Genomic DNA, 25,477 nt, shown 5'->3' with positions numbered 1-25,477 from the left:
CACATGTTGTTGCGCGGGCCAAAGCGGCATGCATAGCTGGGCGAAGCAGCAAGATCGAGGGTTCGCCCGCTGCCTTGCGCCAATGTGATGCGAAATTGGATTAGCCACGTTAAAAACATGGAGTATCGTGCCGACAAGGCCGCCAGCGATCACACAGGCGATTGTGCATGTTAATCAGTCTGCAGATCAGCAATGTCGATGTCCTGCCCGCTGGCGTATCCCCCGGCTACAGATCGCGTGATCGCACCTTCAAAATCGGACGCGAAAATTGCGACTGGATCTTACCCGACCCGGACAAGTTCATTTCCGGCCGGCATTGCCAAATTCGATACGAGGCAGGCGCGTTTTGGCTGCATGACATCTCGCGCAATGGCACTTTCATCAACGGATCGAGCCAACGCATCACCGGTCCACACCGGCTGGCGCACGGCGACAGGCTCCTGGTCGGCCGCTACGTCATCTTGGTATCGATTGACGAGCGCGCCTCGCCGACCCATCCGCAAGGCGACGAAGGTTCGACACAACGACACATGCCTATCGCGGCCGATCGGCCGCTTGACTCTGGAGGCGAGCCCTTCTTGAATTCGGCACAGCGATGGCTTGGGCAACGAGCACCGTCGCCGCCCGCGTCGGTCCCGTCGACGAGAGACGAGGTGCTGCGGGAAATCGCGATTGGAGCGGGTATTTCCCCGGAACTGCTGCAGTCGCGGGACCCGCATGAAGTTGCGGCCGAAATTGGCTCGGTCCTGCGGGTGGTGGTCGAGCAACTGGCCATGCTGCTGAAGGCACGTGCGGCCGCCAAAACGCTGGCCAAGAGCACGCACCGGACAATGATAAGCTCCGCCGACAACAACCCGCTTAAGTTCGTGCCGGGGATCGACGACATCCTCGAAATCATGTTTGCACGGCGCAGATCCGGCTATCTCGATGCAAGGCACAGCGTCGAAGATGCGTTCCGCGATCTCAAGACGCACGAATTTGCGACTTATGCCGCCATGCAAGCTGCGCTGTCGCGACTGCTTGACGACCTGTCGCCGGAAGCGATCGGCAAAAAGCTTCCACCGACATCGTTCACCTCCAAGAAGGCCCAAGCATGGGACGCTTTTGTCGCGACATGGCGGAACATGGAGGAAGCCCATGAAAACGGCATGCTGGATATATTCTTGGCCTATTTCGGCGAGGCGTATGCCAAAGCTGACAAGCACAAATAGACCGGCCCAATAGACTGCGCCGCTCTAGCTGACGAAGAAAAGCGCATCGGCGCACCGCATCATGTTCCAATCGACAACATCTGAGATTACGATCACATACGACCGTTCGCCAGGCGGGTAAGCCTGATTGACCTGGGGGTCTGCGGCAGATGTCATATTGCGGCGACATCGTTTCTTGTAGCAAAGACTGCTGCGGACCAAGGGCTCGCTGGCCGGCCCCTTGCTTGCCCTATCCGGCCAGGAAAGATCTGGCGCCTCTCGAACGCGAGCGCGGACATTGCATCGCGGCGGCACATCGGCAATGAGCTCGAAGGACGATCCTTTCGGCCCGGTCGGCAAGACCGTCATCCGCACCAATCCAGGGCGCGGGCAGAATGCCAAACCAGCCGCAAATGAACCGATTGCCAAGCCGGTCAGGCCCTTGGACGTCAAGGAATCGACAGTTTTCGATCCTGACATAGGTCGGCATATGCCGCCGGACTGGACATCCGGAACCATTTTTTATCAGGGAGCGCCGTCCGGTGCAGCGGCCAAAGCCGGGGCAGCCGAGTCAAGGCCGATCATTCAGCAGGAGGTGCTGCTCGAAGCCGCCGACACGGTCAAATATTCGACGGCAAATCCGATCCTCGCGGCGTCAGCACCATTGCTTGTCCTGTTCGGGCATCTCAGGCTTGTGCCGGTTGAAAGACAGGCGGCGCCACTGGCCGAGCATATCGCCGAAGCGATCGAGAGGTTCGACCGGACGCTGGAGAAGTCGGGCGTTGCCGAAGAGGATGCGCGGATCGCGAAGTTCGCCCTTTGCGAAACTGCCGACGATCTTGTTGGCAACCTGCCCTGGACCGGCAAGGACACCTGGGCACAGCACAGTATGTTGTCGCGGTTTTTTCACCTCGAAGCCACGGGCGCCGGCTTTTTCGAAGCGCTAAACAAGGTGCTGGCCAATCCGGAGCCACACTTAGACCTGCTGGAGCTGATGCATGTCTGCCTGTCCCTGGGATTTGAGGGCCAGTATCGGGGCCTGGCGCGCGACGATATCAGTCTCGAACGTGTGCGGCGCGACGTCTACGAGACGCTTCGCTACTTCAGGGCCCGCGCCGGAGAGGACATCTCCCCCCGCTGGCAAAGCATGGCGGCGACGATGGTGCCGTCTTCTACCCGCCTGCCGCTCTGGGGCGTTGCCGCCGCGGCATCAGCCCTGCTGACGGCCGCGTTCTTCACGTTGCGGGCGTTCGTGACCGATGAAGGCGATGCTGCAGCCAGACAGTTGCTGGCGCTCAATCCCTCGACACCCGTGACGATCGAGCGCGCCAGTGTGGTACCCCCACTTGCCGAACCGGCGACAGTTGCCTCGCCTGCCGTAACCGAGCAGATCGACCGCATCCGCTCGGCACTGTCCACGCAAGTCGAGCGCGGCGGGATGACCATCGGCACAAAAGGCGACTTCATCGTAGTGGAGATCAACAATCAATTGTTGTTTCAGCCGGGCAAGACCGAAGTGAAGCCTGAGTCTCAGTCACTGGCCGAACAGATTGCCGCAGCCCTTGAGCACGAGCCGGGGCCAATCAGGATCGTTGGCCACACGGACAACGTGAAGCCACGGAAATCGAGCGCGTTCAAATCCAACTTTGACCTTTCGGTCGCCCGCGCGAAGGCTGTTGGAACAATGATCGCCGCGAAACTTAGCGATCCCGCGCGAGTGACCGCTGATGGCAAGGGCGCAGATGAGCCAATTGCCGACAATGCGACGTCCGAGGGCCGCGCCAAGAACCGCCGTGTCGACGTGATGATCCCCAAGGAGGAAACGCTGTGAAGACCGCCGGTGGGAAACGCCAATGATGCGTTGGCTGCCGCGGATATTCAGCACGGCCGCGTTGGCCGGTTTCGCGGCAGCGATCTGGTTTGCTGGACCTTTGATCCGCTTCGCCGATATCCGGCCGCTGGGACCTGTTTGGTTGCGCGCGACAATCATCGGCACGATCGTAGCGACCGCGGCCCTCGTTTACGGAGTGCGCGTCTGGCAGGTGAGAAAGGCGCAAAAAGCGCTCGAGATCGTCATTGCTCGCGGCGACGAGGGCAATGACGATTCACCGGTGCTCGAGGCGCGCATGAGTGAAGCCATCGGAACACTCAAACGCTCGAGCGGCAAGCGCAATTTCCTCTACGATATTCCATGGTACATCGTCATTGGCCCGCCGGGCGCCGGCAAGACGACGGCACTGGTCAATTCGGGTCTGAATTTTCCGCTTGCCGGTTCAGGAGACGCCCAGCCGGTGGCCGGTGTTGGCGGCACCCGCTCCTGCGATTGGTGGTTCACTGAAGGGGCTGTGCTGATCGACACGGCAGGACGTTACACCACGCAGGATTCCAGTGCTGGAAGCGACAGCAAGAGCTGGCTTGCGTTTTTGTCATTGCTCAAGAAATTCCGCACAAGGCAACCGATCAACGGGGTCATCCTGGCCATCAGCCTTGCCGACCTCATCAGCCTCGATGACCAGCAGCTAGATGCCCAAGTCGTTGAAATACGCAGTCGCCTGAGGGAGATCCACCAGACGCTTAAAATCCAGTTTCCGGTGTACCTGCTGTTCACCAAGGCCGATCTTGTTTCCGGCTTCATGGAATACTTCAGCAGTTTCGAGGAGCCGCGCAGGCGCAAGGTCTGGGGCGCGACATTCCAGACCACAGACCGCAACAAGAACATGGCCGGTGAGGCTCCGGCCGAATTCGATGCGCTGGCGAACCGCTTGGCGGACGAGATGGCTGACCGCCTGCAGGAAGAGCTTGATCCGGTCTCGCGCATATCGATCTTTGGCTTTCCGGCCCAGTTTTACGCGCTCAAGGGGCGAATTGCCAATTTCGTGACCAGCCTGTTCGATCCGGTGCGCGGCCAGGTGAACGTCAGTTTGCGTGGGATCTACTTCTCGTCGGGGACGCAGGAGGGAACGCCCATCGATCAGGTCTTGGGCGCAATCGGCCGCAGTTTCGGCAACAATTCCCGCCCCCACCTGTCCGGGACCGGCAAGAGCTTCTTTTTGCACGATCTCCTGACCGATGTCATTTTCGCTGAATCCGGATGGGTTTCCTATGACCGAGCGACCGAGAGGCGGGCAGCGGCCCTCAGGTATGGCGGCTTTGGCATCATAGCCTTGATCACTGCAGCGGCCCTTGGCGCGCTCGGGATGAGCTTCATGGCCAACCGCTCGCTGATCGCCTCTACGACGCAGGCGACGAGCCAATATCGCGAGACAGCGGACGCCCTGCTCAAAAGCACGACGGTCGCGGATGTCGACCTTGAAAACGTCATCGGGCCACTCGACCAATTGCGCAACATGCCGGCCGGTTTCGAAAGCAGTGACTCACCGATCCCGATCGACGAAACGTTCGGCCTGAGCCAGCGGGAAAGGCTTAGTTCTGCATCGACAACGGCCTATCGGCAAGCACTGGAACGAATGTTGCGGTCGCGTCTGCTCGTTCAGGCTGAGCGGACGGTCCAGGCGACGATGGCTGAGCCTGCCACGCTTTACGAACCGCTCAAGATCTACCTGATGCTCGGCGGCAAGGCACCCAAGGTCGATGACGCACTGATCATCTCTTGGATGAAGCAGGATTGGGAAAAGAACCGTTATCCCGGCGAGAGCAACCGGGAAGGACGCGCGCAGCTCGAAAAGCACCTACGCGCCATGCTCGCGTTGGACGATGCCTATGATCCAGTTTTCGAACTCAACCAGCCGCTTGTGGAAGCCGCCCAGCGTTCGCTCGGGCGCATGAGCCTTGCGGATCGCGCGTCAGCATTGATCAAGTCGGCGGTGTATGCGGCTGCGCTGGACGATTTTGCCGTCTCTCAAAAAGCTGGACCGGAAGCGCAGCTTGTGTTCGAGCGCGTCGATGGCGGCGATCTGTCGAAGCTTCGTATACCCGGTCTCTACACCCAAGCCGGATTCAACAACTTTTTTCTCGGACAGCTTTCGCGCGTTGCCCAGACACTCGTCGACGACCAGTGGGTTCTGGGCGGTGGCGGCGAGCAAGGCGGCATCGATCAGGCGTTGCTCAAACTCGGCCCCGAACTTCTCGATGGCTACGGCAAGGAGTTCGCAGCCGCGTGGAACAGCGTACTCGATGGATTGAACTTCAAGGCCATGCTGAACGACAAGCCGCACTATGTCGCGCTTTCCGCCGTAGCCTCACCAAGCTCGCCGATCGAACAGCTTTTTACCGCGATGGCCGAGGAAACAACCCTGGCGCGCGACTCTGTCTCCGGCGCCGACTCGGGCACTGGGGTGCAGGTCGGCACCGTCCTGCGCCAGTCCCAGGACGCCGCAGACATGGCCAAGGGCCTGGCTCGCATCGGCATCCAAATTGGCTCCGCAAAATCGCAAAGCCGTGCCGGTACGGGGTCCGAGAAATTTCATAGCCAGAACCCTGGGGCAAACATCGAAGCGCAGTTCAGGTCCTTCCAGGCTCTGGTAAGCGGTCCTTTTGGACACCGACCGATCGATGCGCTGACCCAGAATTTTCGCGACATCCACCAGAGCCTGCGACTGGCAACCGAGGTCCCTTCGCAGACGGAACGTGTCAACGCCAACCTGCAGCTGCAGATAGCCACCCTTCGCGCCAATGCATCGCGTCTGCCCAAGCAACTCGGCAGAATGGTCAACGCAACTGCAGACGAATTTGAGGGCAACACGGCTGAAATTTCTTTGACGAATCTGAATGAGATGCTCGACCAGGCCGTCACGCAGCCCTGCGAGAAGGCGGTCAACGGCCGCTACCCCTTCGCCGGCGATGGTACCGAGGATATTGCGATGGCGGACTTCGCCAAATTGTTCTCTCCGGGCGGCCTGATGGACCGGTTCTTCGCACAAAACCTTGCTTCCTTGATCGACATGAGCGGCCAGGACTGGAGCTGGAAACAGGATGCACGCTTTGGCCGCGACCTGTCGAAGTCGACGCTGAAAAACTTTCAGCTGGCTGCGGAAATCCGCGGCGCATTTTTCCCGTCGGGCGGGTCAATGCCGTCAGTCAACCTGACCTTTACTCCGTTCTCGCTGAATGGAGATGCAGATGCTGCGGTGCTCGACGTCGATGGCCAGATCGTCCAGAGCAACCAGGCGGCTAACACGCCAAGCACTGTGTCCTGGCCGACCGGTGCGGCCTCGACATCCGCCAGTCTGAGGCTGACGCCGGAAATGCCGGGCCGCGAATCCGTTATCAGCTTCGAAGGGCCGTGGTCGCTGAAGCGGTTGCTGGACAAGGCGACGATCACCAGAAAAGACGGCACTGTTGAGGCGCGCTTCGTAATCGGCGGACGCGACGTCAGCTATACGATCCAGACCGGCTCCGGACCCAGCCCCTTCTTCCTTCCCGCACTTTCTGCTTTCAGCTGTCCGAAGGCGTTTTGAATTTGACCTCGCCGAAGGCAAGTAAGATCGCGAAACCAAGCTAGGGTGAGGATCGATATTTTGAATATACCGACGCTCCTGTTTTAACGACGGGGTCGGCAATTTGCGCTGGGTGGCACGTCGCTCGCTCGGATCCTGAAAGATGCCGGGTCCTGGCAGCGGCATCCAGGTGGTCGTCTCGAGCACCGATCACGGCGAGATCACACGGCGTCATTCCGGCGTACCTGACGGGCTGCCCGGTTGGTTGTGGGATAAGAGCTGGAACACTTCGGCACCGGCACGTTGTGACAGGCGGGGAGATCGCAGGATGCGCAGTTGACCAGGCAACGGAGCGCTGTCGCGCCCTCAAATCATCTCTTCAGCTCTTTTTCGGGGTGACCCGCCACAAAGGCCACGCGATCAAAGCTAGATTTCGATATTTTAATATTCGAGCCTGTGGCAAAGTGGCGCCAGCGAGCGCCTTAGAGTGCGCTGCAGAGGGCGCTTCGAGAAGCGCTTGGTGGCAAGTTGAGCGATGTCGCCCTTTCCTTTGAAAGCTTCGGCGTAAGCCACAATGGCTGTGTCCGTGAGCACAATGAAGACAACTATCTGCTCGAGCCACGAACCGGCCTGTGGGTGGTGGCCGACGGTATGGGTGGGCATGAAGCCGGAGAGGTCGCTTCAGCCAGCATTGTCGATCATCTGGCCACGATCGGCATTGCCAGTTCCGCCCCGGATCTTCGTGCGCGCTTCGAGGACAGGCTGAGCCGCGCCAACGCCGAGATCCGCAGGATCTCCGAGTCCCGCGGCATAACGATCGGCTCCACCGTTGCCGCCCTGCTGGCGATGGATGGGCGATTTGCTTGCCTATGGGCGGGCGACAGCCGGGTCTATCTGATCCGCAACGGCTCCATCTCGCAGATCTCGAAGGACCACACCGAAGTTCAGGAACTTCTCGACCGTGGCATGATCAGCGCGGCCGAGGCGCTCACCTGGCCGCGCCGCAATGTCATCACGCATGCGGTAGGCGTCAGCGACGAAATCGTCATCGATTTCCAGCAAGGGGAAATCATGCCGGGAGACATCTTTGTGTTGTGCACCGATGGGCTGACGGCGCATCTGACCGACGCCGAGATCGGCGCCGCGGTTGTGACTGCAACACCTCAGGCGGCCTGTGAGGCTCTGCTGAAAACGGTGCTGGAGCGAGGCGGGACAGACAATGTCACGATTGTGCTGGTAAAATTCGCAAGCAGAAGCAACGGACACCCCCCCTACCCAGATCTGTCCAGAGCGGAGGGTTGAGGCTGATGAGCGCCGACGACAAGACGCGAATATCGCCGCAGCTGGCCAACACCGCCGTCGGCACGCAGCTCAGCGGCATCTACGAACTTGACGAGCGGATCGCATTCGGCGGCATGGGCGAGGTCTACCGCGGCCACAACATTCAGACTGGCGACCATGTCGCGATCAAGATCGTCCTGCCCGAATTTGCCCGCGACCCGACGATCTTGTCCTTGTTCCGCAAGGAAGCGTCGATCCTCAATCACCTCTCGCACGATGCGGTCGTGCGTTATCACGTCTTCACGATCGATCCAGGGATCGGTCGTCCCTACCTTGCGATGGAATTCGTCGACGGCGAGTCCCTATACGACATCATGCGACGTGGCCCTATGCCGACTGAGCAGGTGCGCAAGCTCTGCCATCGCCTCACGTCGGGTCTGAGCGCCGTGCATCAGGCAGGAGCAATACACCGCGACCTCTCTCCGGACAACATCATCTTGCCCGGAGGTCAGGTCGATCGCGCCAAGATCATCGATTTCGGAATCGCGCGATCGGCGACCGTCGGCGGGGAGACCCTGATCGGCGGAAAATTCGCGGGAAAGTACAACTACGTTTCCCCCGAACAGCTTGGGCTGTACAGCGGCGATGTCAGCGAGCAGTCCGACATCTACAGCCTGGGGCTGGTGTTGGTTGCCGCCCTGCGCGGGAAGCCGATCGACATGAGCGGATCCCAATTCGAGATCATCGAAAAGCGTCGGACCGTGCCTGACCTGTCCGACATCGATGACGATTTTCGTGACATTGTCGAAGCCATGCTGCAGCCGGATCCGCGAGACCGCCCGGTGAGCATGGCGGAAATTGCCAGGATGACGCGTGACGAGGACGAAGGGACAACGCCGCCGACGTTCATCCCAAACCGCGACAGGCCGGGTTTGCCACGAGCGGGGCAAACCCTTGCGCCCGACCCGAAGGCCTCGTCCCCGCCATCCGATGTCTTGGGCCATAGCGGGCCTTTGGCAGGCTCGGGTGGGCAGCGCTTTGTCCCGCATGTCCGACCAGCGCTGCTGTCCGAACCTCGGGCCTCACCGGTCGCTGCGCCGCCACGAGCCCTCGTTGGTGCTGTTCGCGGGACATCTACAAAAGGCCGAGGCATCGCCATCTCTGCCTTCGCGACATTGGCTCTCGCCTCAGTTGCCGGCCTCTATTTTAGCGGCTTTATAACGCCCACCGCACCGAGCGCTGTCAAAACCTCGCTTTCCGCGCCAGAGCCACCGCAACTTGCACCACAAGCAACAACGCCTTTCCCGGATGCATCAATTCCTGACGCAGAGGCGTCAAAGCCGCTGGCGACGGACAATGATGCGCACGCGCCTGAGCCGCCACAGGCAGTTCCAGCCCCAAAGCCGGAAACGGAGGCTACATTAGCGCCAACTGAAAATCAGACGGAGGCCGCCGCGGCCAGAACGCAGCCGCCGGCAGCGTCGCCTAAGATGCTCCCGCAAACGCAGGAAACGTCGAGGCCGTCGGCAAGCGCGGCGCAAGTGCCGGCCGAAACCGCAACGCCATCAATTCAGCCCGATACGCCCCCGCCGCCTGCCAAGATTGCTCCGGCCCTCCCGCTGGTCGAAAAGGCTCCGGCGCCGCGCGCCGCGCAGCCAGACGCCGCACCGAGCCAAAAGCCTGAACAGCAGGCAAGCCAACAGGCGGGGGCGAAACCGGCCGTGCCGGCTCCAGAACCGGCTGCAGGCCAGGCAGGTGCGACGAGCGCAAAGGAGCAGCAGGCCGTCCTGCCACCGCCCAAACACCAGGCGAGCCGGCCGGCGAAGACGACACCAGCAGCGCCCGTTCCCGAGCCGGCTGCACGCCAGGCGGATACGACGAGGGCAAAGGAGCAGCAGGCCGACCTGCCAGCGGCCAGAGAACCAGATCAGGCCATGGTCGCCCTGAACCTGCCCAAGCCGGAAGTTGCCCCAGTAATCGACGAGATAGCGCAACGTGTGTCTTGGGTTCGGGACTTCAGCGGCGGCGACTGTTTCTACGCCGCCGTGACCTCGATCACCGATAAGACCGCTGCCATCGAAGGATTTGGAACCGCGGTCCAGCCATTCGAGCAGATGCTGGCTGATTTCCAGGCAAAGTTCCACGTTGAGCCGGACATCAACGTGCGCCTTATTGAGCCGAGCCAGTGCGAAGTCACCAACTTTCTGCGTTTTCTGGGGCAGACTGCTGGCGAGAAGCCGCAGCTTGTTCTCGATCGAACATCGGTGCCGAACGGTACGCCGATCAGCGGTACGCTGGTAACGCGTGGCGGGCTCATTTCCAGCGTGCTGCTGATCGACCACAAAGGCATGATGTTCAACCTCGATGACCGCATGGTCGTTCACTCGGACAAGGCTACCTTCAGCATCCCGATCGGTCTCGGCGCCGCCGACAGGGCTGCAGGCAAGGCCGTGCCGCAGATCATCATGGTGATCACCGGGCCCCAGGACATCCAGGCGGCTGCGATCTCCACGCCAGTGCCAGCCTCACGGCTGTTGCCCAAAATTCTCGAGGAAATTGAGGCCAACGGTTCCAAGTTTTCGGCCAGTGCCAAGTATTTCCGACTCGGCGGCTAGCATGGGCGTCCGATGGAACTGCTTAGCTCGCGTTTGCCCCGCTCGTCTTCCGACCTGCCCGTAAAGCAGCGTGGTCGGCTTCGAACCTTGCTTGCCTCGATGAGCCGGATGAGGCTTGCGGTCGTTTCGGCCGCCGCGTTGCTAGCCGTGCTCTCGTGCAACGAAGCGCGCGCCGAATTCACGGTGTGCAATCAGACGCTCGACGTCGTCAACCTCGCTGTCGGCCAGGAGGTGGACAATGCCGACCAGACCGACGGCTGGTGGACCATCGGCGCAAATCAGTGCGTCAATGTCATCCGCGAAGAACTGACGAACCGCTACATCTACCTCTACGCCACCGACGTTTTCGGCCACGCGATCCTGACCGGATCGACCGAAATGTGCATTGAGCGGCGACGTTTCTCGATACGCGGCATCGACGAATGCTGGCAGCGCGGCCATATTGCCGCGCGATTTGTCGAAGTCGATACGCTTGAACAGGTGCGGTGGACGTTTTTCCTGACCGGAAGCAGTCCGTGACGCACGCTATCGACACCAGCTTCAAGGAAAAGAAGCAAGCACGCGCTGCCCTTCGCCGGCGCACGTTTTGGCGCAAGCTTCTTGCCGGCCTCGCCACGGTTTTCCTGTGTTCGATTGCAGCCGGCTTCTATCTCACCGCGGACTACTGGTCATTTGGCGACGAAGACGAGGAGCTGCATGCGGTCGAAGGAGCCGACGATGTGCCGGCCGATGCCTCTGTTTATGTGCCTGCCATTATCGGCCTGGCGGGAGACCCGATGTGGATCACGCTCGCACCCGATTCCGGCGCCGCAACGAAAGGCCGCGTCGTTCCGCGTCCGGCCGAACTCGACCAGGCCGGGGTTTCGTCACAGATCGAGATTTTGTCCGACGTCATGCTTAGCGCCAGCGAGAAATTCATGACGACCATACCGTCGACGCAGGAGGATTTTGCGTTCTTCCAGGCACAACGAAAAACCGCCCCCGCAGCCTCCAGCGATCTGCAGAACGATCTTCAGCCAGCTCCTGGCGCCGATGAACCCGCGCCTGCTGCCGATCAACTGACCGAAGCCGATGACCCGGAGGCCGGCTGGGGTGAAACAATCGACGCAGGCGATGCAGCTCTTCCCGCGTTCCACAAGACCCAGATCGAAAACAACACCAGCGTCGCAACTGTCACGAACGAATATCAGCGGTTCGAGGCGACGGAAGACACGTTCGTGAAGATCCTCAACGATCGCAGTCTGGATAGCGTTGCGCTCGATGCACATTTCTCCGCCGACGACGCAAAGCAGGCAGGCGAGGCGCTGAAGGCCCTCTTCGGCCGGGACGGCCTTGAACCGGGCTATGTCGTGGCCATGCGTGGATACCGGCCCAACCGCGAGACGACAACGATGTCCCTCATGCAGGTGTCGATCTACGCCAAGAACGTCTTTGTCGGCACGCTGACGCGCAATGCCGCGGGCGTGTTCGTCTCCGGCGTCGACCCTTGGGTACGCGAAGATCTCTTCAACTACTCGGGCGCGCCGGCGGAAGGCGGCCACAAAAGGCAGTATCGTCTGCTCGACGCGATCTACTCGACTGCGGCACGCAACAGCGTTCCAACCGGCGTGATCGGCGAAGCGATCATGTATCTGTCGAGAGGACAGGATCTGGACGCCTTTGCAAGCGAGGACCAGCGTCTTGTGCTGATCTATTCTCAAACGCCGCGCGGCAAGGACGAAGGCGCCGGGCGCGTGCTGTATGTTGGTGTTCAGGGCACGACAAAAAGTCTCGACTGTTTCGTCTTCCAGCAGGGCGATGGCCAGTTTGCATGCGTCACAGGCGACGATCAGGTCCGCTCGCTGACGGTCACCAACGGCATGGTCACACCGGTCAACGGGGTCTTGACCTCGACCTTCGGGCCGCGCAAGCATCCAATTCTGGGCACCGTTCGCATCCATAAGGGCGTCGACTGGGCGGCGCCTGTAGGCACGCCGATCGCAGCCGCCTTCGATGGCGAAATCAGCTTCCAGGGTGATGGGGGCGGCTATGGCAATCTGGTCAAGATTTCGCACGGAAGCGGGCGCGAGACGCGCTATGCGCATATGCAGAAATTCGCAATCATGGGCGGTGTCGGCACCAAGGTGAAGGCAGGCGATATCATTGGCTATATCGGCACCACCGGACTGTCGACCGGGCCGCACCTGCATTTCGAACTGTACCAGAATGGCGCGGCGATCGACCCGCTGGGTACGGTTACTGCGGTCGCTTCGGATCTTTCCGCCGTGGAAACGCTCACCGACCGCATCGTCCATGTCGAAAGTGGCGGCAGTGCCCGTGCCAAGAACCCGAATTCTTCAGCGACCGGCGCCGGCCAGTTCATCACCAAGACCTGGATCCGGATGATGAATACATACCGCCCCGAACTTGCACGCACACTGTCGACCGCCGACCTGCTTGCCCTGCGTTACGACGCCACGATCTCGCGCGAGATGGTTCGCAATCTGGCGCGAGAGGGCGAAGCCTATCTTCGGGCGCGCGGCCACCAAATCACAGCCGGCCGGCTCTATCTGTGCCATTTCCTCGGCATGGAGGGGGCGCATCAGGTGCTGTCGGCGTCGGGTTCGGCGCAACTGAGCGCCGTGCTCGGATCAGCCGTCATTCAGGCCAATCCCTTTCTCACCGGCAAGACCGCCAGCTATGTCGTGGACTGGGCCGAAAGGAAGATGGGTCGAAAGCTCAGCCCAGCAACGACCGCGAGCCAGCAGACGACGACCACCACTGAAATCCGGCAGACATCGCCCGAGTTCGCAAAGTACAAACACGTGATCATGGCGATGCTGAGCTCCGTGCAGAACGCGCTTTGAGCCATCGCAGCCGTTCGTAAGAAAGGGTTCAAACGACTGCCCTGCTCGCGGCAAAGCCGTTGTGGCTCGAAACTGCCGCACAGTTTTCGGCGGCATGCGCTACTCGGTCTTTATGCGCATTTCCACACGGCGATTGACAGCATCGTATGGGTTGGGGCTGCGCGGATGCGCTTCGCCCAGGCCGATCGGATTAATCCGAGCCGCCTCAATGCCGCTTGATGTCAGGAAGGACGTCACAGATTGCGCTCGTCGCTGTGAGAGCCGCTCATTGTAGTTCGCCGGACCGGAAGCGTCAGTGTAGCCTTCGACGACGAAATGGAAACTGCTAAGCCGGTTGTCCTTCAGGGCCTTGGCAAACTCCGCGAGCTCGGCGCGCGCGGTTGCGTCAAGTTCGGCCGAATCGAGTCCGAAATTGATCAGCATGTCGAGACTGGATTTGCCGGCGGGTCCCTCGTTTGGCTTACTCTTGCTCTTGCACTGCTCCTCGGTGCCGACACAAATTCCGCGCGACCTGCCAAGATCGGCCGCGCCGGCAAAAAACTTGACGATGTCTTCTGATTTCTGGACAGGGTCGGCGCAAACATGCGTTGAGAAAACCATGACCGCCAACACCAAAGGTGAACTGGCCCACCGCATAGCGGTTACTCCTGTTGAGCATCCGATATTATCAAGCGTGAACATACCAAATTCCGAAGCAATTGTCTGCGGGAAACACCGAGCCGCGACTGTATCGCCGTTATCACTCCGCTGCGAGTAGAGACTTGACCAGCGCCGCGCTGCGGGCTTGAGTGCTGACAGGCTCTCGATGAAAGCGTGGCGTCATGGCCAACGGGCTCCGATTCAAAACGGCACGAGATCTTTTCCTAGCTTGTCCCGCCGCTGCCCGAGACATGCGAACCCTTCCAACCGAACAGCATTCGATCGAGTTTTGCCGCGATCTCCTTGCAGGGCGCGTTCCCGAAGAGGCAATCACCTTTTGTGCCTACCTGCTGCCGGATCGGGCTGCGGTCTGGTGGGCTCATGAATGCCTTGGGCATTTGAGCGAGCTGCTCGATGAAACCGATCAACAACTGCTCGCACTCGTCAGCAACTGGGTCAGCGAACCGGGCAGCGCCCGCCATCGTGCCGCGCTGGGCCAGGCAGCGGCAGTGCCCCCTACAACCCCGGGCGCCTGGATTGCCTTGGCTGCCGGATGGCGTGACAATGGCGTTGGTGCTTGCCGATCCGTCGGCCGCACAGCAGTACCACCCGCCTCACCGCCGTTTCCTGCCGCCCATGCCGTCAATGCCGGAGTTCTGGCAGGGCTGGCGCGTGTTGCACTCGCGGACCGTTTTGCCATTCTATCTGCCTTTGTCGAAATGGGTCTACAGATGGCCGACCCCTCAGTGCCCTAAGGTCATCTTGCCCGGAACTTAGGAGAGATCAACAAACGATTTCCTGTGGAATGGGAGGTCGGAAATATTCCGTGGAAATTCTTTAAGCGGGTGATCGGATAACTGGCTCGCGCGATGACGACCTTGTGCCCCCTAGGCTCCACAAAGGCCTGTGGGCACAGCGTTGTTATGTACCCTGGCGACGTCCTCGATCAGTTCGGTTAAGGTGCGGACCCGTAAGTCGGACCTATCCCCTATGTTTCCCACATCTTTGGTCACCATCCCCAGCGAAGACATGGAGACCGCCCCGCTCACCTTAATGTTGACGGTAAAGGTTCTTCTAGGCGCCTTCTCAGGCCGATCCGTCGATTTACAGAGCGCCGCTGCCGGCAGGCTCCCCAGCTTCGAACCACAGTCGGTAGCTCTCCCGCATGGCTCGAGCACCAGCCTTCGAGGGGCCAACAATGGCGAGACGTTCCAGTTCCGCGAGCGGGTGTCGCGCGGCCATTTTCGGTCGCAGACGCTCGAGCGTAGCCCGCGGTTCAACATCCGCCACATAGAAATAAGCCTCCTTAGAGGCTGTTCGAAATTCGCTCTGGCGAGTCATATGGTGGTGGTTTCGAGAACCGGAGCAGCGGACATTTGGGTCCGTGAGAACGGGAAGCGCAGATTGGTCCCATCGCCCGTTTGACCACGAATTTTCAAACCGAAGGCCCAGATCTTACTTGCAGCCGCCTTGCGCCCACTTGGCTAGCGCCACCTTGAAGCGCGTCCCGAGCGGATGTTGCAGACGCAGCACGGACACATCGTTGGCGGCGAAATTCTTCGCCTGTTCGCACAGCCGAACCTCATCCCACTCGTGGCAGCCATTGCAGTGCTTGCCCTGCCACACCGCTTTATCGAGCCCTTCCACGGGAGCAAAGAGAGGCTTGCCCATGATCAGCTCGGCGATACTCTTGCCGTCGATCTTTGGATCTCCAAAATCGACAGGTCGGTCGAAAAAGATCGGATCGTCCGAAGCCAGTTTCGGAATTTTCTGCCGCAGGACATTAAGCGCAAGCTGTGCCTCATCGTCGCCTGACGAATTTGCGGTGGCGTTGCGCCCATCCGAACCGTCTTCCGCATGTTGCGGAGCGGTCGCTTCGCCGACGATCAGCGGCGCGTTGAGATCGACCCTGTGCAAAACGACCTCGGTGGTCAGCGAGACATTGATCCACGGGCGCTGCTTGCCGGCCGTTGCTTTGAAGACATCGGCGGTGACCATGTTCATCGCGTCGGTGATGGAGACGTTCGAAGCCCCGATATGGGCAAGCAACGCGGACGTGAACGGCGAATGCTCGCTTGATCCGTCATAGGCAACCTGATTGGGACTGGTGGAAAAGGCGACCAGTGTACCCGCACCGCCATTCTCGATCGGGATTTCGGCAAGCCCGCTTCTCGCTCCCTTGACGCCTGCGGCCTTTGCCAAGACTTCAGCCAGGGGATTGTCGCGACAGGCGTCGAGGAAAATCAGTCTTATGCTGGTCTCGCGCGACATTTGCCGCAAAACGAACTCGACAGGCACCGCCTCGAAATCCAGCGAAGTCTCGTCTTCCAATGCTGCATCAACCGGAAGGAGATAGTTGCTGCCCGAAACCTGCAAACCATGGCCAGCGTAAAAGAAAAGCGCAATGTCGGCGCCGCGAACCTGCTTTGCGAACTGCGCAATCGTCGTCTGGGTCTGCAATTTGGTCAGATCGAAACCGGAGACGACTTCAAAATCCAACTTCGAAAGGCGGTTGGCAACAGCCTGCGCGTCCCGGACCGGGTTGGTCAGCGCCGGCGCATGCTGGTACTGGGAGTTGCCAAGGACCAGAGCAACACGGCGTTCCGCATTGGCCGCCGTCAATGTCAATAATAGCGAGAGCGTCGCCAGCCCGATCGCGCGCGGGGCACTGCCAAAACAGGCAATCAGATGAAAGCCCCACCGGAACAAGAGGTCCTTCCTCAGTTGACGAGTTTGGTGGCGGAAAACTCGATCCGCCGATTGAGCGCCTTGTTCTTCGGCGTATCGTTAGCCGCGACAGGCCGCTCCTCGCCATACCCGGTTGCCGTGATCTGCGTTCGTGCAATACCCGCGGCGACGATGGCATCGGCAACGGCCTGGGCTCTGCGCTCCGACAGCAGCTTGTTGGAGGCAGGCGAACCATCGGAATCGGTATAGCCAGAAACTTCTACCTTCAGGCCTGGGCACTTGCTGACCACGCCAACCACCTCCGCCAACAGCGGGCGGCTTTGGTTGTCGAGCCGCGCGCTCGCCGACCGAAAGTAGATGGCCCCAGTGCGGGAGAGCACCGCGAACCGGTTAAGGCACTCTTCTTCGCTGAAATTCGCTTTCGCGGCGTCGGTGGCGACGGGCCCGACGTCGGCAGTACTTGCCGCGACTGTCTGCACGGCCGCGAGCTTACTGTCGCCAGCGTTGAACACGAAATCGAACGATACCGAAGCGGTCGGAACAATGTTGGTCACATTGGCGGCTTGCTGCAGCTTGTCGACATTCGGCAGCAGTCCGAAGTCCTCGACATGCACGGCAACAGGCGCCTCCGAAGCGACGGAGACCATGCTGTCGCTGATCATGGTTACGACGACATTGGCCTCAAGGTCCTTGTCGACGCCGTGCAGGTTGAGGCGAAATGGCAGCACTGCCTTCACCCTTCGCTTGGTCGCCAGGTCTGCAAATGCGGCAGGGTCCACTTTTGCTGTCAGTTCGGCGGACGGATATTTGAATGTCTCAAAGAAAAGGAACCGCATGCGGACATTGCGAAGGTCGACGCCAGTGTCGACGGAGTTAAGGTCAAAAGTGATCTTGGCCTCACCCGTCGAAGAAAGAGTGCCGGCTATGTTCCTGATCTTGTTGGTTTCGACGATCGTATTCTTCTTGACCGACTGGTAGGTGAGCACGGAGGCGGTCGGGTCGAGTGTCCAGTTCGTCTGTGCATTGGCGCTTTCCAGCCCAGGTAACAACAGCACCGATACGGCAACGATCAGGCCAAGGGTGTTTAGGGCGAAGCAGCTTCTCGAGCCCGTTTTCCACCAGTCTCCGACGACTTCGAACATTGGACCCCCCACAGGACAACAGCCTTCCGCGTTGCAACCACGAACTATGCCGTGCCAAGGAGCATAGAACAATTGTCGAGGCTTGGCGAGCATCGGCGAATCGACCGCAAGGTGTAAATTCCGCTCAGGTCCCGGGCTGCGGAAGTCCGGCAAAATGGTGATGGACGAACACTGGCTACCCAGCAGTCTTGTTGGCGGATATTGGAGCTGACTGAAGAACCCGCTACAGCACCTGCCCGTCTTTGAAGGCCGGTCAAGGTGGACCAGCCCAAGTGAGGAAAAAGCCCGCCTGCTCCATCCTGCTTCTGCCGCGGACGCCTACTCCCCAGCCCGTCGTCGACGCTATTCTGTCAGTCTCCATCTCCATTCCGCGCTGAAGATGGCTTCCCTTGGCAGGTCATCAAAGCACTATCCCAATGGCTGAACTGTCCCGCGAATTGGGAGCTCCACATTTGTAACCAAATGGCGTGCTCCGCGTTCTCTTCAACGGCGTTCGACTGTTCGCTCGCGATGCAGCCGTGGGATTTCAGGATTTCTGAATGGTCAACTGGGACACGAGCCGGCATGAAGGAAGCTTCGACTGCTTGATCGTAGGTGGCGGGCCAGCGGGCCTAGCGGCTGCGACTTACCTTGGAAGATTTCGAAGGCGGGTAATTGTTGTCGACGCAGATGAAAGCCGTGCAAAATGGATTCCCTTAACGCGCAACTGCCCAGGCTTCCCAGACGGCATCACCGGCCCTGACCTACTTGACCGCCTCGAACTGCAGGCCACTCGATACGGCGCAAGCTTGGTCCACGACAGGATCGTATCCATTCGCAGAACGAAGGCTGGGTTTTTGGCGGGCGATTCATCTCCCATTCGTGCCCGCTCGGTGCTCATTGCAACCGGCGTTGTTGACACCCTCCCGGATCTTCCTGGCGCTACCGACATGATCCAAGCTGGCGTCTTGCGATTGTGCCCTATCTGCGATGGCTATGAAGCCATCGACAAACGGGTGGCCGTCATCGGACCGGCCGAACACGCAATGGAAAAGGCCTTGTTCATGCGCACCTTCACTCAGGATCTCACTTTGCTGATTACCGATCCATCCGAGCCCTCCCCCGACAAGCGTACCAAGCTCAAGAGGGCCGGTATCGAGATCGGCGTATGCAGACCCAATACCGTTAGCGCCACGGGCCGGGAGGCGGTCGTGGAACTCATCGACGGCGGAACGCTGTCGTTTGACACCATCTACCCTGCGATGGGCTCGACCATCCGCTCGAGGCTTGCGGTCGACCTTGGTGCATGCTGTGACAAAGCGGGCAACCTCGTCGTAGACTCGCGCCAGCGCACCGCAGTCACCGGACTTTATGCAGCCGGAGATGTGGTCAATGAGATCAATCAGCTTGCCGTAGCATTCGGCCACGCAGCGGTCGCTGCAACCGACATGCACAACTATCTTGCAAATGGCGACGGCGAACATTGGTCCCAGGCCGAACACGGCCCACGGTGACACCAAGCGCACGGCGCCGACGCCGAAAACAAGGCATGAGGAACGAAGAGGCACGGCGACCGTTCGTGATCATTGAGTTTCATCATGTATCTTTTTCAAATCCTGCTATCTCGCGCGGACATTCCGGCAGACCGTTCCCCAAACAGGAATTCGACCGGCTCAAAGAAGAACTGGCCCTGCCGTTCGCCGGCGTCACAGCCTTTTTGCAGGCACCTGGCGAAGGGTTGTGGCGGCAAGGCGGCGAGTGCAGCAATGATGAAATCGTCATCTTCGAGGTGATGACGGAGGAGATTGATCTGCAACCCTGGCGAACACGCTGTGCTGACCTTGAGCGACGCTTTCGTCAGGACGAGGTGATCATCCGTTACTCATCGATGGGCGTCATGTAAGATGCGTAGAGGTTCGGTTCCAGCGGCGGGCAGGTTCGACGCAGGTTGACCAGAGTGGCAAAGGTGCGGCGCTCGAAGTCCGTCACACGATGCACATCAGCTCGCGGCGATCAGCAACTCTTTTTAAGTTCGGGTCTGTGGCGGAATCTCTGTAGCAAGGCCCGCGTCTTCGGAGGGACGAAAGACGCGGGCCTCGACCGGCTTCACCGATCCTGCAGCCATAAGGAGTGAACTTGCTGCCTGCACCGAACCTTCGGGGGGCTCGGTTGTTCCCGCTAGTCTAGTGGAATGAAAAGCCCACCGCACATGAAGCACGGCGGGACCGATCGAAGGCTGTTTCACCAAGCTGGGGCTTGGGGTCGGGCTTGCGAGGTGCGTACGGACCATTGCCTAGACTTAGGCTCATCATCTGAGGTCCATCTACCAATCGAGGTTGGAGACAAGGGACGAAGGTCATCGCGGGTCGTATCGCCGTCAAACCACCCGTACGGAAAATGCTTCGGATGTGGCCGGCACGCAGGCTTATCAATCAAGTCGTACGCCTCGTTGACTCAGATTTCGCAGGAAACATTAAATCGACTCAGCCGCGCTAAGGGTGGCGCTGATGCGGGGGTCAGGGACGTTGCGCCGTTCAAACCAGCCTTGACCCCGCCGACCTAGGTTTTGTGCCAACGCGTACTTCAACGGCTCTGCACCGACGACACGTCGACCCACTCGCCCTTGGATGGCGACGTCTCGCATCTCGCATTTTGAGGGGCAAAAGCACGAGGGCGAGCTCCTCGAAGCTAGGCCCGAAACGGACAGCCCGGCAGCACCACGGTGGAACGTTTCAGAGCCGCCGTGATTCCGATTTATGGCCTGCCCACGGAGATCATCGTGCCGATGGTTCGTAAACCGCGCCATGGAGCCTGTCGGCGATTTGTTCGCTTCAGAATTCGGCGACCCGCCAACGGGCGTTATTTTGAGTTTAGCATTGCCCCGAGAAGGCCTGTTCAGTCTCAATTGCATCGTGTAGCGGGACTTAAAATCGCGGCATGCAACCTCCGCCTTCTCTTCGCGTTTAGCCCCGTTCAATCCTGGCGAGCGAGAAAATGCCGGCGTTCATTCCGATTACAATTTACCTGAATTGCAAGCCAATGGTGGTTGCATCAATATCCGACGCTGCGAAAGCGCTTGAACAGCCATGGCCATACGTGGCCAAGCCGCGGCGGCTCGAAGCCGTCCGAATGATCAGGGAATGCTTGGCCGGTCATTGCAACCAACAAGCTGCGATCGATGCCTTCAAGGCGGCCGCAATCGAACAGGGACTTTTTACGCAAAGGCCTTCGAGCGTAGGCCTAACGAAATTAGATGCGGTTGTTAGAGACGTGGTGTGAGCTCATACCGCTCTCGGCACCTGGACCGCAGGCAGGCTTCGCCGGCATCGCTATGCCGACGCCTTCCGCGGCGTCGACGTTCCCTGGAGAATGCGGCAGCGCTCGAGGGCGGTGTTCTTCCAAATAACGCGGTCAAAGCCGGGAGACCTGCCCATAGCTCGGAAGTGCTTCCGCCAGCTCTGCGAAAAGATGCACTCCCACGGAATACGATGGGCCGCAATGATTCCGACCGGGGCACAAACATTCCTCGAGCTGCCCCCTAGCTGCAAGTCCGGCGAGCCCGCTCGCGTCCATCCCGGTTTGCAACGGCCAGACTTCTTGCCGACTACCACAGTGCGCATACGTTAGATTAGCCATTCTCCGCTTATAAGCTTACCGCTGCTGCGCATCTCGTCGCGCTTGGCAGCCGCTGGCGGGACCTTGAGCGACCGCCTCGTGCAGGACTCAGCTTGCCATGATGGCTTTTGAATAGCTCTCAGGCGTCAGAGACTCCCCCGTGCTTGGTTTCTCGATCAGCCGCCGCCGCTTCCATTTCGAGCCGCGCCAAATGGGCCTTGATTTCCTCAGGCTCGGCGTGCTCCAGCCCGACGACATTGTTCCTCGTTTCCTTCAATGCAACGATAATTTCATCGAGCTTGGCATGGATGGCGGCAGTGTCGCGATAACCCTGGATCAGAACAACGCCGGTAATCACAATCGCAGCTACTGAAAGCGCATAGGTGATTACGCTTGTTAGGCCGAAAGGGACCATCGCAGTGCAGGCTATCATGGCCACGATGATCAGATAAAAGCCTGGCGGCCGGGACAGAACATCAGCAATTACAAAGAGAAATCGGTTCATGTGAATGCCCAACCAAATGTTGTAATCCGATTCGGGCTCGTTTTTGGGTGCTCGTCAATGCGGTCCGAAATGCGGACGGCTCTCGCCTATGAGCCAGCGGAATAAGGATCCCGGGCTGTGCATGAAAGGTTGCTGCGCAGTTCTCCTTACTTTTCCCCTCATGCGGGAATGTGGCGTCCCATCATCCTCTCCGGATAGGACGCGAGGTTGGCTTACTTAGGCACCTGCTTCCGCTGTCGCCAGCGGTGCCATAAGATGCGCAAGCTGGCATCGCAAGCCGCCGCTGCAGGCGCGCCGTTGCCGCCGCGCTACCATCGGCTCTTCTGGTTGTGGTTCGCTTCGGCTTCCCCGCCTTCGCTGCCGTGCTCGGGATTTTCTGGCTGATGGTCGCGCGGCCTGCAATCGAGTGGTAGGTCGCAGGCAGGTCCCACTGCGATAATGCCCTGTCAAAGCACTGCGGAAAATTCCGGCCCCCTGCAGCGCGAATATCTGCCGGAGCGGACGTGCGTCTCGACCTGTAAGTCGCACCGGAGTCCGGTCTCGTATCATTTCCAACCGCGCGCTCACCCCCATCGGCACAGGACAAGATCCCGTCTTGAGGCTGGTTAGGCTTCGCTTACAAAAAGATGACGCCTGAGGGGAACACGGGAAGCACATGCAAGTTCGGTGCGCAGTGGAGGAGATTGCGCCATGAACAGTGTTATTTATCTCATCGGCCTTGTCGTCGTCGTGCTTGCGATCCTCTCCTTCCTCGGATTCCACTAGGAGACACCATGCAGGACAAAGACGATCAAGGCCGTCAGACGGCCGATTTCGAGACAGCCAAAAGCGAGCTTTCGGAAAGACTACAACGGGAAAAGCAGACCGCGACGGAAGCGCTCCACGATGCGCGTGACGAGATCACCAGGAAAGCCGGAGATTACGCATCGGAAGCAAAGCAAGCATTGTTCAACAAGGCGGAGGGAACGCAGCGCGACATGAGCGCCAGTCTCAAGGCCTTCAGCGGCGCATTGCGCGCGGCAAGCGAGCATCTTGCCAACAATGATCAACGGACCGCTTCGAAATTCGCCCTTGACGCCGCAGGCGGGCTCGAGCGGCTTTCCTCGTCCCTGAAGGATAAACCGTTCGACGAGGTGCTTGGCGAAATTCAGTCGTTCGGCCGCGAAAACTCGGGGGCGCTGATCGCCGGCTCGGTATTGGCAGGCCTGGCTTTGGGGCGGTTCATCAAGAGCTCGCCACCCTCTGCCCAAACCGGAGCACCGGGCCAGTCGGGAACAGGCCGGGCGCCTGAGACGGGTCCTAGCTCGAATGAGTCGGGATGGCGATCGGCAGAGCCAGTTGAACCAGCCCCGTTAGGATCCGATCAGTCGGGCGATGACTGGGCCAATGCAAGCCTGGAGCGAAACCCATGACTGACAACCAGGACGCTCGCAGCCTGACAACCCTTGTCAGCGATCTGGCACAGCAGGTCACGACACTGCTTCAAACCGAAAGCAGGCTGTTGCGGGCTGAAATGTCAGAAAAGTTAAGCAAGGCCGGCGCCGGCGCCGTGGAGGTAATGGGAGGCGTCATTTGTCTGCTTGCCGCCCTGATGGTGCTTTTGCAAGCGCTGGTGATTGCCTTGGCGAGCGCCGGCCTGGGAGCCGGATGGTCCTCGCTGCTCGTCGGCGTCGTGGTGGCAGTACTGGGCGTCATACTCCTGCGCTCCGGCAAGGCAAGCATGGCTCCCTCAGAGTTGACCCCCGACCGGACACAAGACCAACTTAAACGCGACGCACGCGTGATCAAGGACCAGATAAGATGACCGACAAATCCGCAGCCGAACTCGAACGCGATGCCGACATTGCCCGTGCCAAGATAACGGACACGGCAGACTCGATCCGGAGCAAGATGACACCAGGTCAGCTGATCGACGAATTCACCGGGATGTTCAGCGGCGAGGGATCCGCAATGCTCAGCAATCTTAGGACTCAGGTCAGGGACAATCCGTTGCCGCTTACATTGATCGGCGCGGGCCTGGCCTGGCTGATGCTAGGCAAGGGCACGTCGGGAGACAGTTCAGCACTTGGTGCCTATTCGACCGGCAGGGAACCTGACGGCACCCGAAACTTCTCTGACCAGAGGGGCTTGGGCGGGGCCTGGCAGGACTCACGCGGCGATGAGTACGGTGCCGAGGGCGAAGGTTCCGCCGGCTCCATGCTCTCCGATGCCGCCCGTTCGGTTGCGTCCGTGGCAGGCGGTGCGACTGAGGCTGTGGCAGACGTTGCGAGCGGCGCGAAAGAAAGGTTAGGAAGCACGGTCGGGCAGTTCGGCTCGGCGGCCACCGATATATCGGGGCGGGTACGGCAGTCGGCGCAGGACCTGTTCCAGCGCGAACCTCTGGCAATGGCCGCGGTAGGCCTTGCCGTGGGCACCGCCATTGGCGTGATGCTGCCTCACACAGCCGCGGAAGACGCGCAACTCGGCCCATACCGCGACAAGCTTCGTGACAGTGCCGAGGAAGTCTTTGAAGAAGGCGTCGAGCAAGCCAAGCAGGTCGCCGCCGAGGCATATGAGACTGTAAAGGAAGAGGCTGACCGACAGGGTTCCAGCGGCGACGCCGAGACGTTGGTCGACCGCGTCGAAAAAGTTGTGAAAAAGACGGCAAGCAAAACGGAGCAAGCTATTCGCGATCGTTTGCCGGAGTCGGACGAGCCTCCCAACACTTCGTCATAGCGGTAGCCGGTTTTCGAGGTGGGCTGGCGAAGCTGTTCTTGAGACTCTCTTCACGGCGACGGCATGCCTCGGGACTGATCTGGCATGCAAGCTCGGTTTCCAGATTTGGTCTTGGCGAGGTATCGAGTTGCTGCTTCCGCGCGCTAGGCCTGCCTTGCAAGAAGCGCCGCACAAACATCGCTCACGACTTGCTGCAAGACATCGAAAGCATAGCCGATGTGAAGCCGCTCGAGCGGGTATGGTACTCTCGTCCCCACGGGCCGATACTGATGGAAGAATGTTGGCCAGCCCGCCTGATTTCGGCCAGCGAATGCCGTCGCGCCACATCGGCTCATTGCGGGCGACACGCGAGACCGGATGCGGTAGCCTCGCCAAAGAAGCTCATATCCGAGATGCCGGCGAAACAATCCGCACAGCCGATCGCCGAGCCATAGCGTGCGGTTGCGCCGGCTGCGATGTGCAAAGGCAATCGTGCGCAACCTCGCCGCTGCCGGCCTGTCGGAAAGGTTCGTCGGCAGATAGGGCCGAAGCCGGTGACGATTGCCGGCCCCGGCAAGCGGCTCAATGGCCATGCCTCTTCGTGGGCCGTCGGAAGCAGCTTGCCGAGCGTTCCAAGCGCGATGACGCAACCCTTGCTGCCGTCACGGTCGTCGGCGATCGCATCGAGATTGATCGCCGCCAGAATATCGAGCCCGCGCTCGCCAGCAATCGCCGGCAGCGCCTGTGCCGCCTTGCGCGCTCCGGCAGAATTGTTCTCGCTGACATGACGTCGTGAGCGGTTTGTAGGTGAGGCTCTTGTCCCCTTATCCAGCGTCTTGCGGCCCTCTGGAACCATCAAAACTGACAATCGTTACGCTGTTCAGCGA

19 protein-coding genes and 1 pseudogene are annotated in these 25,477 nt (G+C 60.1%); 15 read left to right on the top strand and 5 right to left on the bottom strand.

All coding sequences use genetic code 11. The features are described 5' to 3' along the window. Positions 1 to 167 precede the first annotated feature (167 nt). From tagH to NKI79_RS13060, 7 genes are all read left to right on the top strand, one after another. On the top strand, positions 168 to 1,211 hold the full coding sequence (gene tagH / locus NKI79_RS13090; protein ID WP_352802002.1) for a type VI secretion system-associated FHA domain protein TagH: 1,044 nt from the start codon (positions 168 to 170) through the stop codon (positions 1,209 to 1,211). Positions 1,212 to 1,512: 301 nt separating this feature from the next. Further along, positions 1,513 to 3,021, top strand: coding sequence for a type VI secretion system protein TssL, long form (tssL, locus tag NKI79_RS13085; RefSeq protein ID WP_502909815.1), 1,509 nt, complete (start codon positions 1,513 to 1,515; stop codon positions 3,019 to 3,021). 22 nt (positions 3,022 to 3,043) lie between these two features. Continuing rightward, a complete protein-coding gene (tssM, locus tag NKI79_RS13080; protein ID WP_352801998.1) occupies positions 3,044 to 6,607 on the top strand; it encodes a type VI secretion system membrane subunit TssM in 3,564 nt (1,187 codons plus the stop codon). Positions 6,608 to 7,114: 507 nt separating this feature from the next. Next, positions 7,115 to 7,888: a PP2C family protein-serine/threonine phosphatase gene (locus NKI79_RS13075; RefSeq protein ID WP_352778447.1), complete on the top strand. Its 774-nt coding sequence runs from the start codon at positions 7,115 to 7,117 to the stop codon at positions 7,886 to 7,888. Between the two features lie 5 nt (positions 7,889 to 7,893). Continuing rightward, positions 7,894 to 10,482 (top strand): serine/threonine-protein kinase, encoded by a 2,589-nt coding sequence (locus NKI79_RS13070; RefSeq protein WP_352801997.1) that lies wholly within the window; start codon positions 7,894 to 7,896, stop codon positions 10,480 to 10,482. 108 nt (positions 10,483 to 10,590) lie between these two features. Next, entirely contained in the window at positions 10,591 to 11,001 is a 411-nt protein-coding gene (locus tag NKI79_RS13065) for a DUF1036 domain-containing protein (protein ID WP_292653962.1), read from the top strand. Further along, positions 10,998 to 13,328: a M23 family metallopeptidase gene (locus NKI79_RS13060; protein WP_352479436.1), complete on the top strand. Its 2,331-nt coding sequence runs from the start codon at positions 10,998 to 11,000 to the stop codon at positions 13,326 to 13,328. The genes NKI79_RS13065 and NKI79_RS13060 overlap by 4 nt, the downstream gene beginning before the upstream one ends. Before the next feature lie 99 nt (positions 13,329 to 13,427). On the opposite strand, the gene NKI79_RS13055 is transcribed toward NKI79_RS13060, so the two are convergent. After that, positions 13,428 to 13,964 carry an OmpA family protein gene (locus tag NKI79_RS13055; RefSeq protein ID WP_352802104.1) on the bottom strand — a complete coding sequence of 179 codons (537 nt, stop codon included), beginning with the start codon at positions 13,962 to 13,964 and terminating at the stop codon, positions 13,428 to 13,430. A gap of 254 nt (positions 13,965 to 14,218) precedes the next feature. Between NKI79_RS13055 and NKI79_RS13050 the strand changes: the two genes are divergently transcribed. Further along, positions 14,219 to 14,722, top strand: coding sequence for a DUF6931 family protein (locus NKI79_RS13050; RefSeq protein WP_352801996.1), 504 nt, complete (start codon positions 14,219 to 14,221; stop codon positions 14,720 to 14,722). 700 nt (positions 14,723 to 15,422) lie between these two features. Here NKI79_RS13050 and NKI79_RS13045 read toward each other — a convergent pair. Then, complete coding sequence (locus NKI79_RS13045; protein WP_352479438.1) at positions 15,423 to 16,676, bottom strand: caspase family protein; 1,254 nt, start codon at positions 16,674 to 16,676, stop codon at positions 15,423 to 15,425. 11 nt (positions 16,677 to 16,687) lie between these two features. Further along, on the bottom strand, positions 16,688 to 17,797 hold the full coding sequence (locus NKI79_RS13040) for an OmpA family protein (RefSeq protein ID WP_352801995.1): 1,110 nt from the start codon (positions 17,795 to 17,797) through the stop codon (positions 16,688 to 16,690). Between the two features lie 539 nt (positions 17,798 to 18,336). On the opposite strand from NKI79_RS13040, the gene NKI79_RS13035 reads away from it, so the two are divergent. The 3 genes from NKI79_RS13035 to NKI79_RS13025 all read left to right on the top strand — a co-directional run bounded on the left by NKI79_RS13035 (position 18,337) and on the right by NKI79_RS13025 (position 21,055). Further along, positions 18,337 to 19,290 (top strand): NAD(P)/FAD-dependent oxidoreductase, encoded by a 954-nt coding sequence (locus NKI79_RS13035; protein ID WP_352801994.1) that lies wholly within the window; start codon positions 18,337 to 18,339, stop codon positions 19,288 to 19,290. Positions 19,291 to 19,325: 35 nt separating this feature from the next. Next, on the top strand, positions 19,326 to 19,679 hold the full coding sequence (locus NKI79_RS13030; protein WP_352801993.1) for a hypothetical protein: 354 nt from the start codon (positions 19,326 to 19,328) through the stop codon (positions 19,677 to 19,679). Between the two features lie 1,091 nt (positions 19,680 to 20,770). Then, complete coding sequence (locus tag NKI79_RS13025) at positions 20,771 to 21,055, top strand: DUF982 domain-containing protein (protein WP_352648130.1); 285 nt, start codon at positions 20,771 to 20,773, stop codon at positions 21,053 to 21,055. Positions 21,056 to 21,530: 475 nt separating this feature from the next. Here the strand turns inward: NKI79_RS13025 and NKI79_RS13020 are convergent, their stop codons facing one another. Further along, positions 21,531 to 21,896 (bottom strand): low affinity iron permease family protein, encoded by a 366-nt coding sequence (locus NKI79_RS13020; RefSeq protein WP_352801992.1) that lies wholly within the window; start codon positions 21,894 to 21,896, stop codon positions 21,531 to 21,533. A 252-nt stretch (positions 21,897 to 22,148) separates the two neighbouring features. Here NKI79_RS13020 and NKI79_RS13015 point away from each other — a divergent pair. From NKI79_RS13015 to NKI79_RS13000, 4 genes and pseudogenes are all read left to right on the top strand, one after another. Continuing rightward, positions 22,149 to 22,309, top strand: a pseudogene (locus NKI79_RS13015) (DUF2269 family protein); the annotation flags it as partial. A 270-nt stretch (positions 22,310 to 22,579) separates the two neighbouring features. Then, positions 22,580 to 23,308 carry a WXG100 family type VII secretion target gene (locus NKI79_RS13010; RefSeq protein WP_352801990.1) on the top strand — a complete coding sequence of 243 codons (729 nt, stop codon included), beginning with the start codon at positions 22,580 to 22,582 and terminating at the stop codon, positions 23,306 to 23,308. Beyond that, positions 23,305 to 23,700, top strand: coding sequence for a phage holin family protein (locus NKI79_RS13005; protein WP_352801989.1), 396 nt, complete (start codon positions 23,305 to 23,307; stop codon positions 23,698 to 23,700). The genes NKI79_RS13010 and NKI79_RS13005 overlap by 4 nt, the downstream gene beginning before the upstream one ends. After that, positions 23,697 to 24,611 carry a hypothetical protein gene (locus NKI79_RS13000; RefSeq protein ID WP_352801988.1) on the top strand — a complete coding sequence of 305 codons (915 nt, stop codon included), beginning with the start codon at positions 23,697 to 23,699 and terminating at the stop codon, positions 24,609 to 24,611. The genes NKI79_RS13005 and NKI79_RS13000 overlap by 4 nt, the downstream gene beginning before the upstream one ends. Before the next feature lie 331 nt (positions 24,612 to 24,942). Here NKI79_RS13000 and NKI79_RS12995 read toward each other — a convergent pair whose 3' ends face one another. After that, positions 24,943 to 25,449, bottom strand: coding sequence for a hypothetical protein (locus NKI79_RS12995; protein ID WP_352479195.1), 507 nt, complete (start codon positions 25,447 to 25,449; stop codon positions 24,943 to 24,945). Between the last annotated feature and the right edge of the window lie 28 nt (positions 25,450 to 25,477).

It is taken from the genome of Mesorhizobium sp. M0340 (assembly GCF_040321535.1).
Taxonomy (GTDB): Bacteria; Pseudomonadota; Alphaproteobacteria; order Rhizobiales; family Rhizobiaceae; genus Mesorhizobium.
The sequence above is the reverse complement of the archived record's forward strand: the minus strand, read 5'-3'. Positions and strand labels throughout refer to the sequence as shown.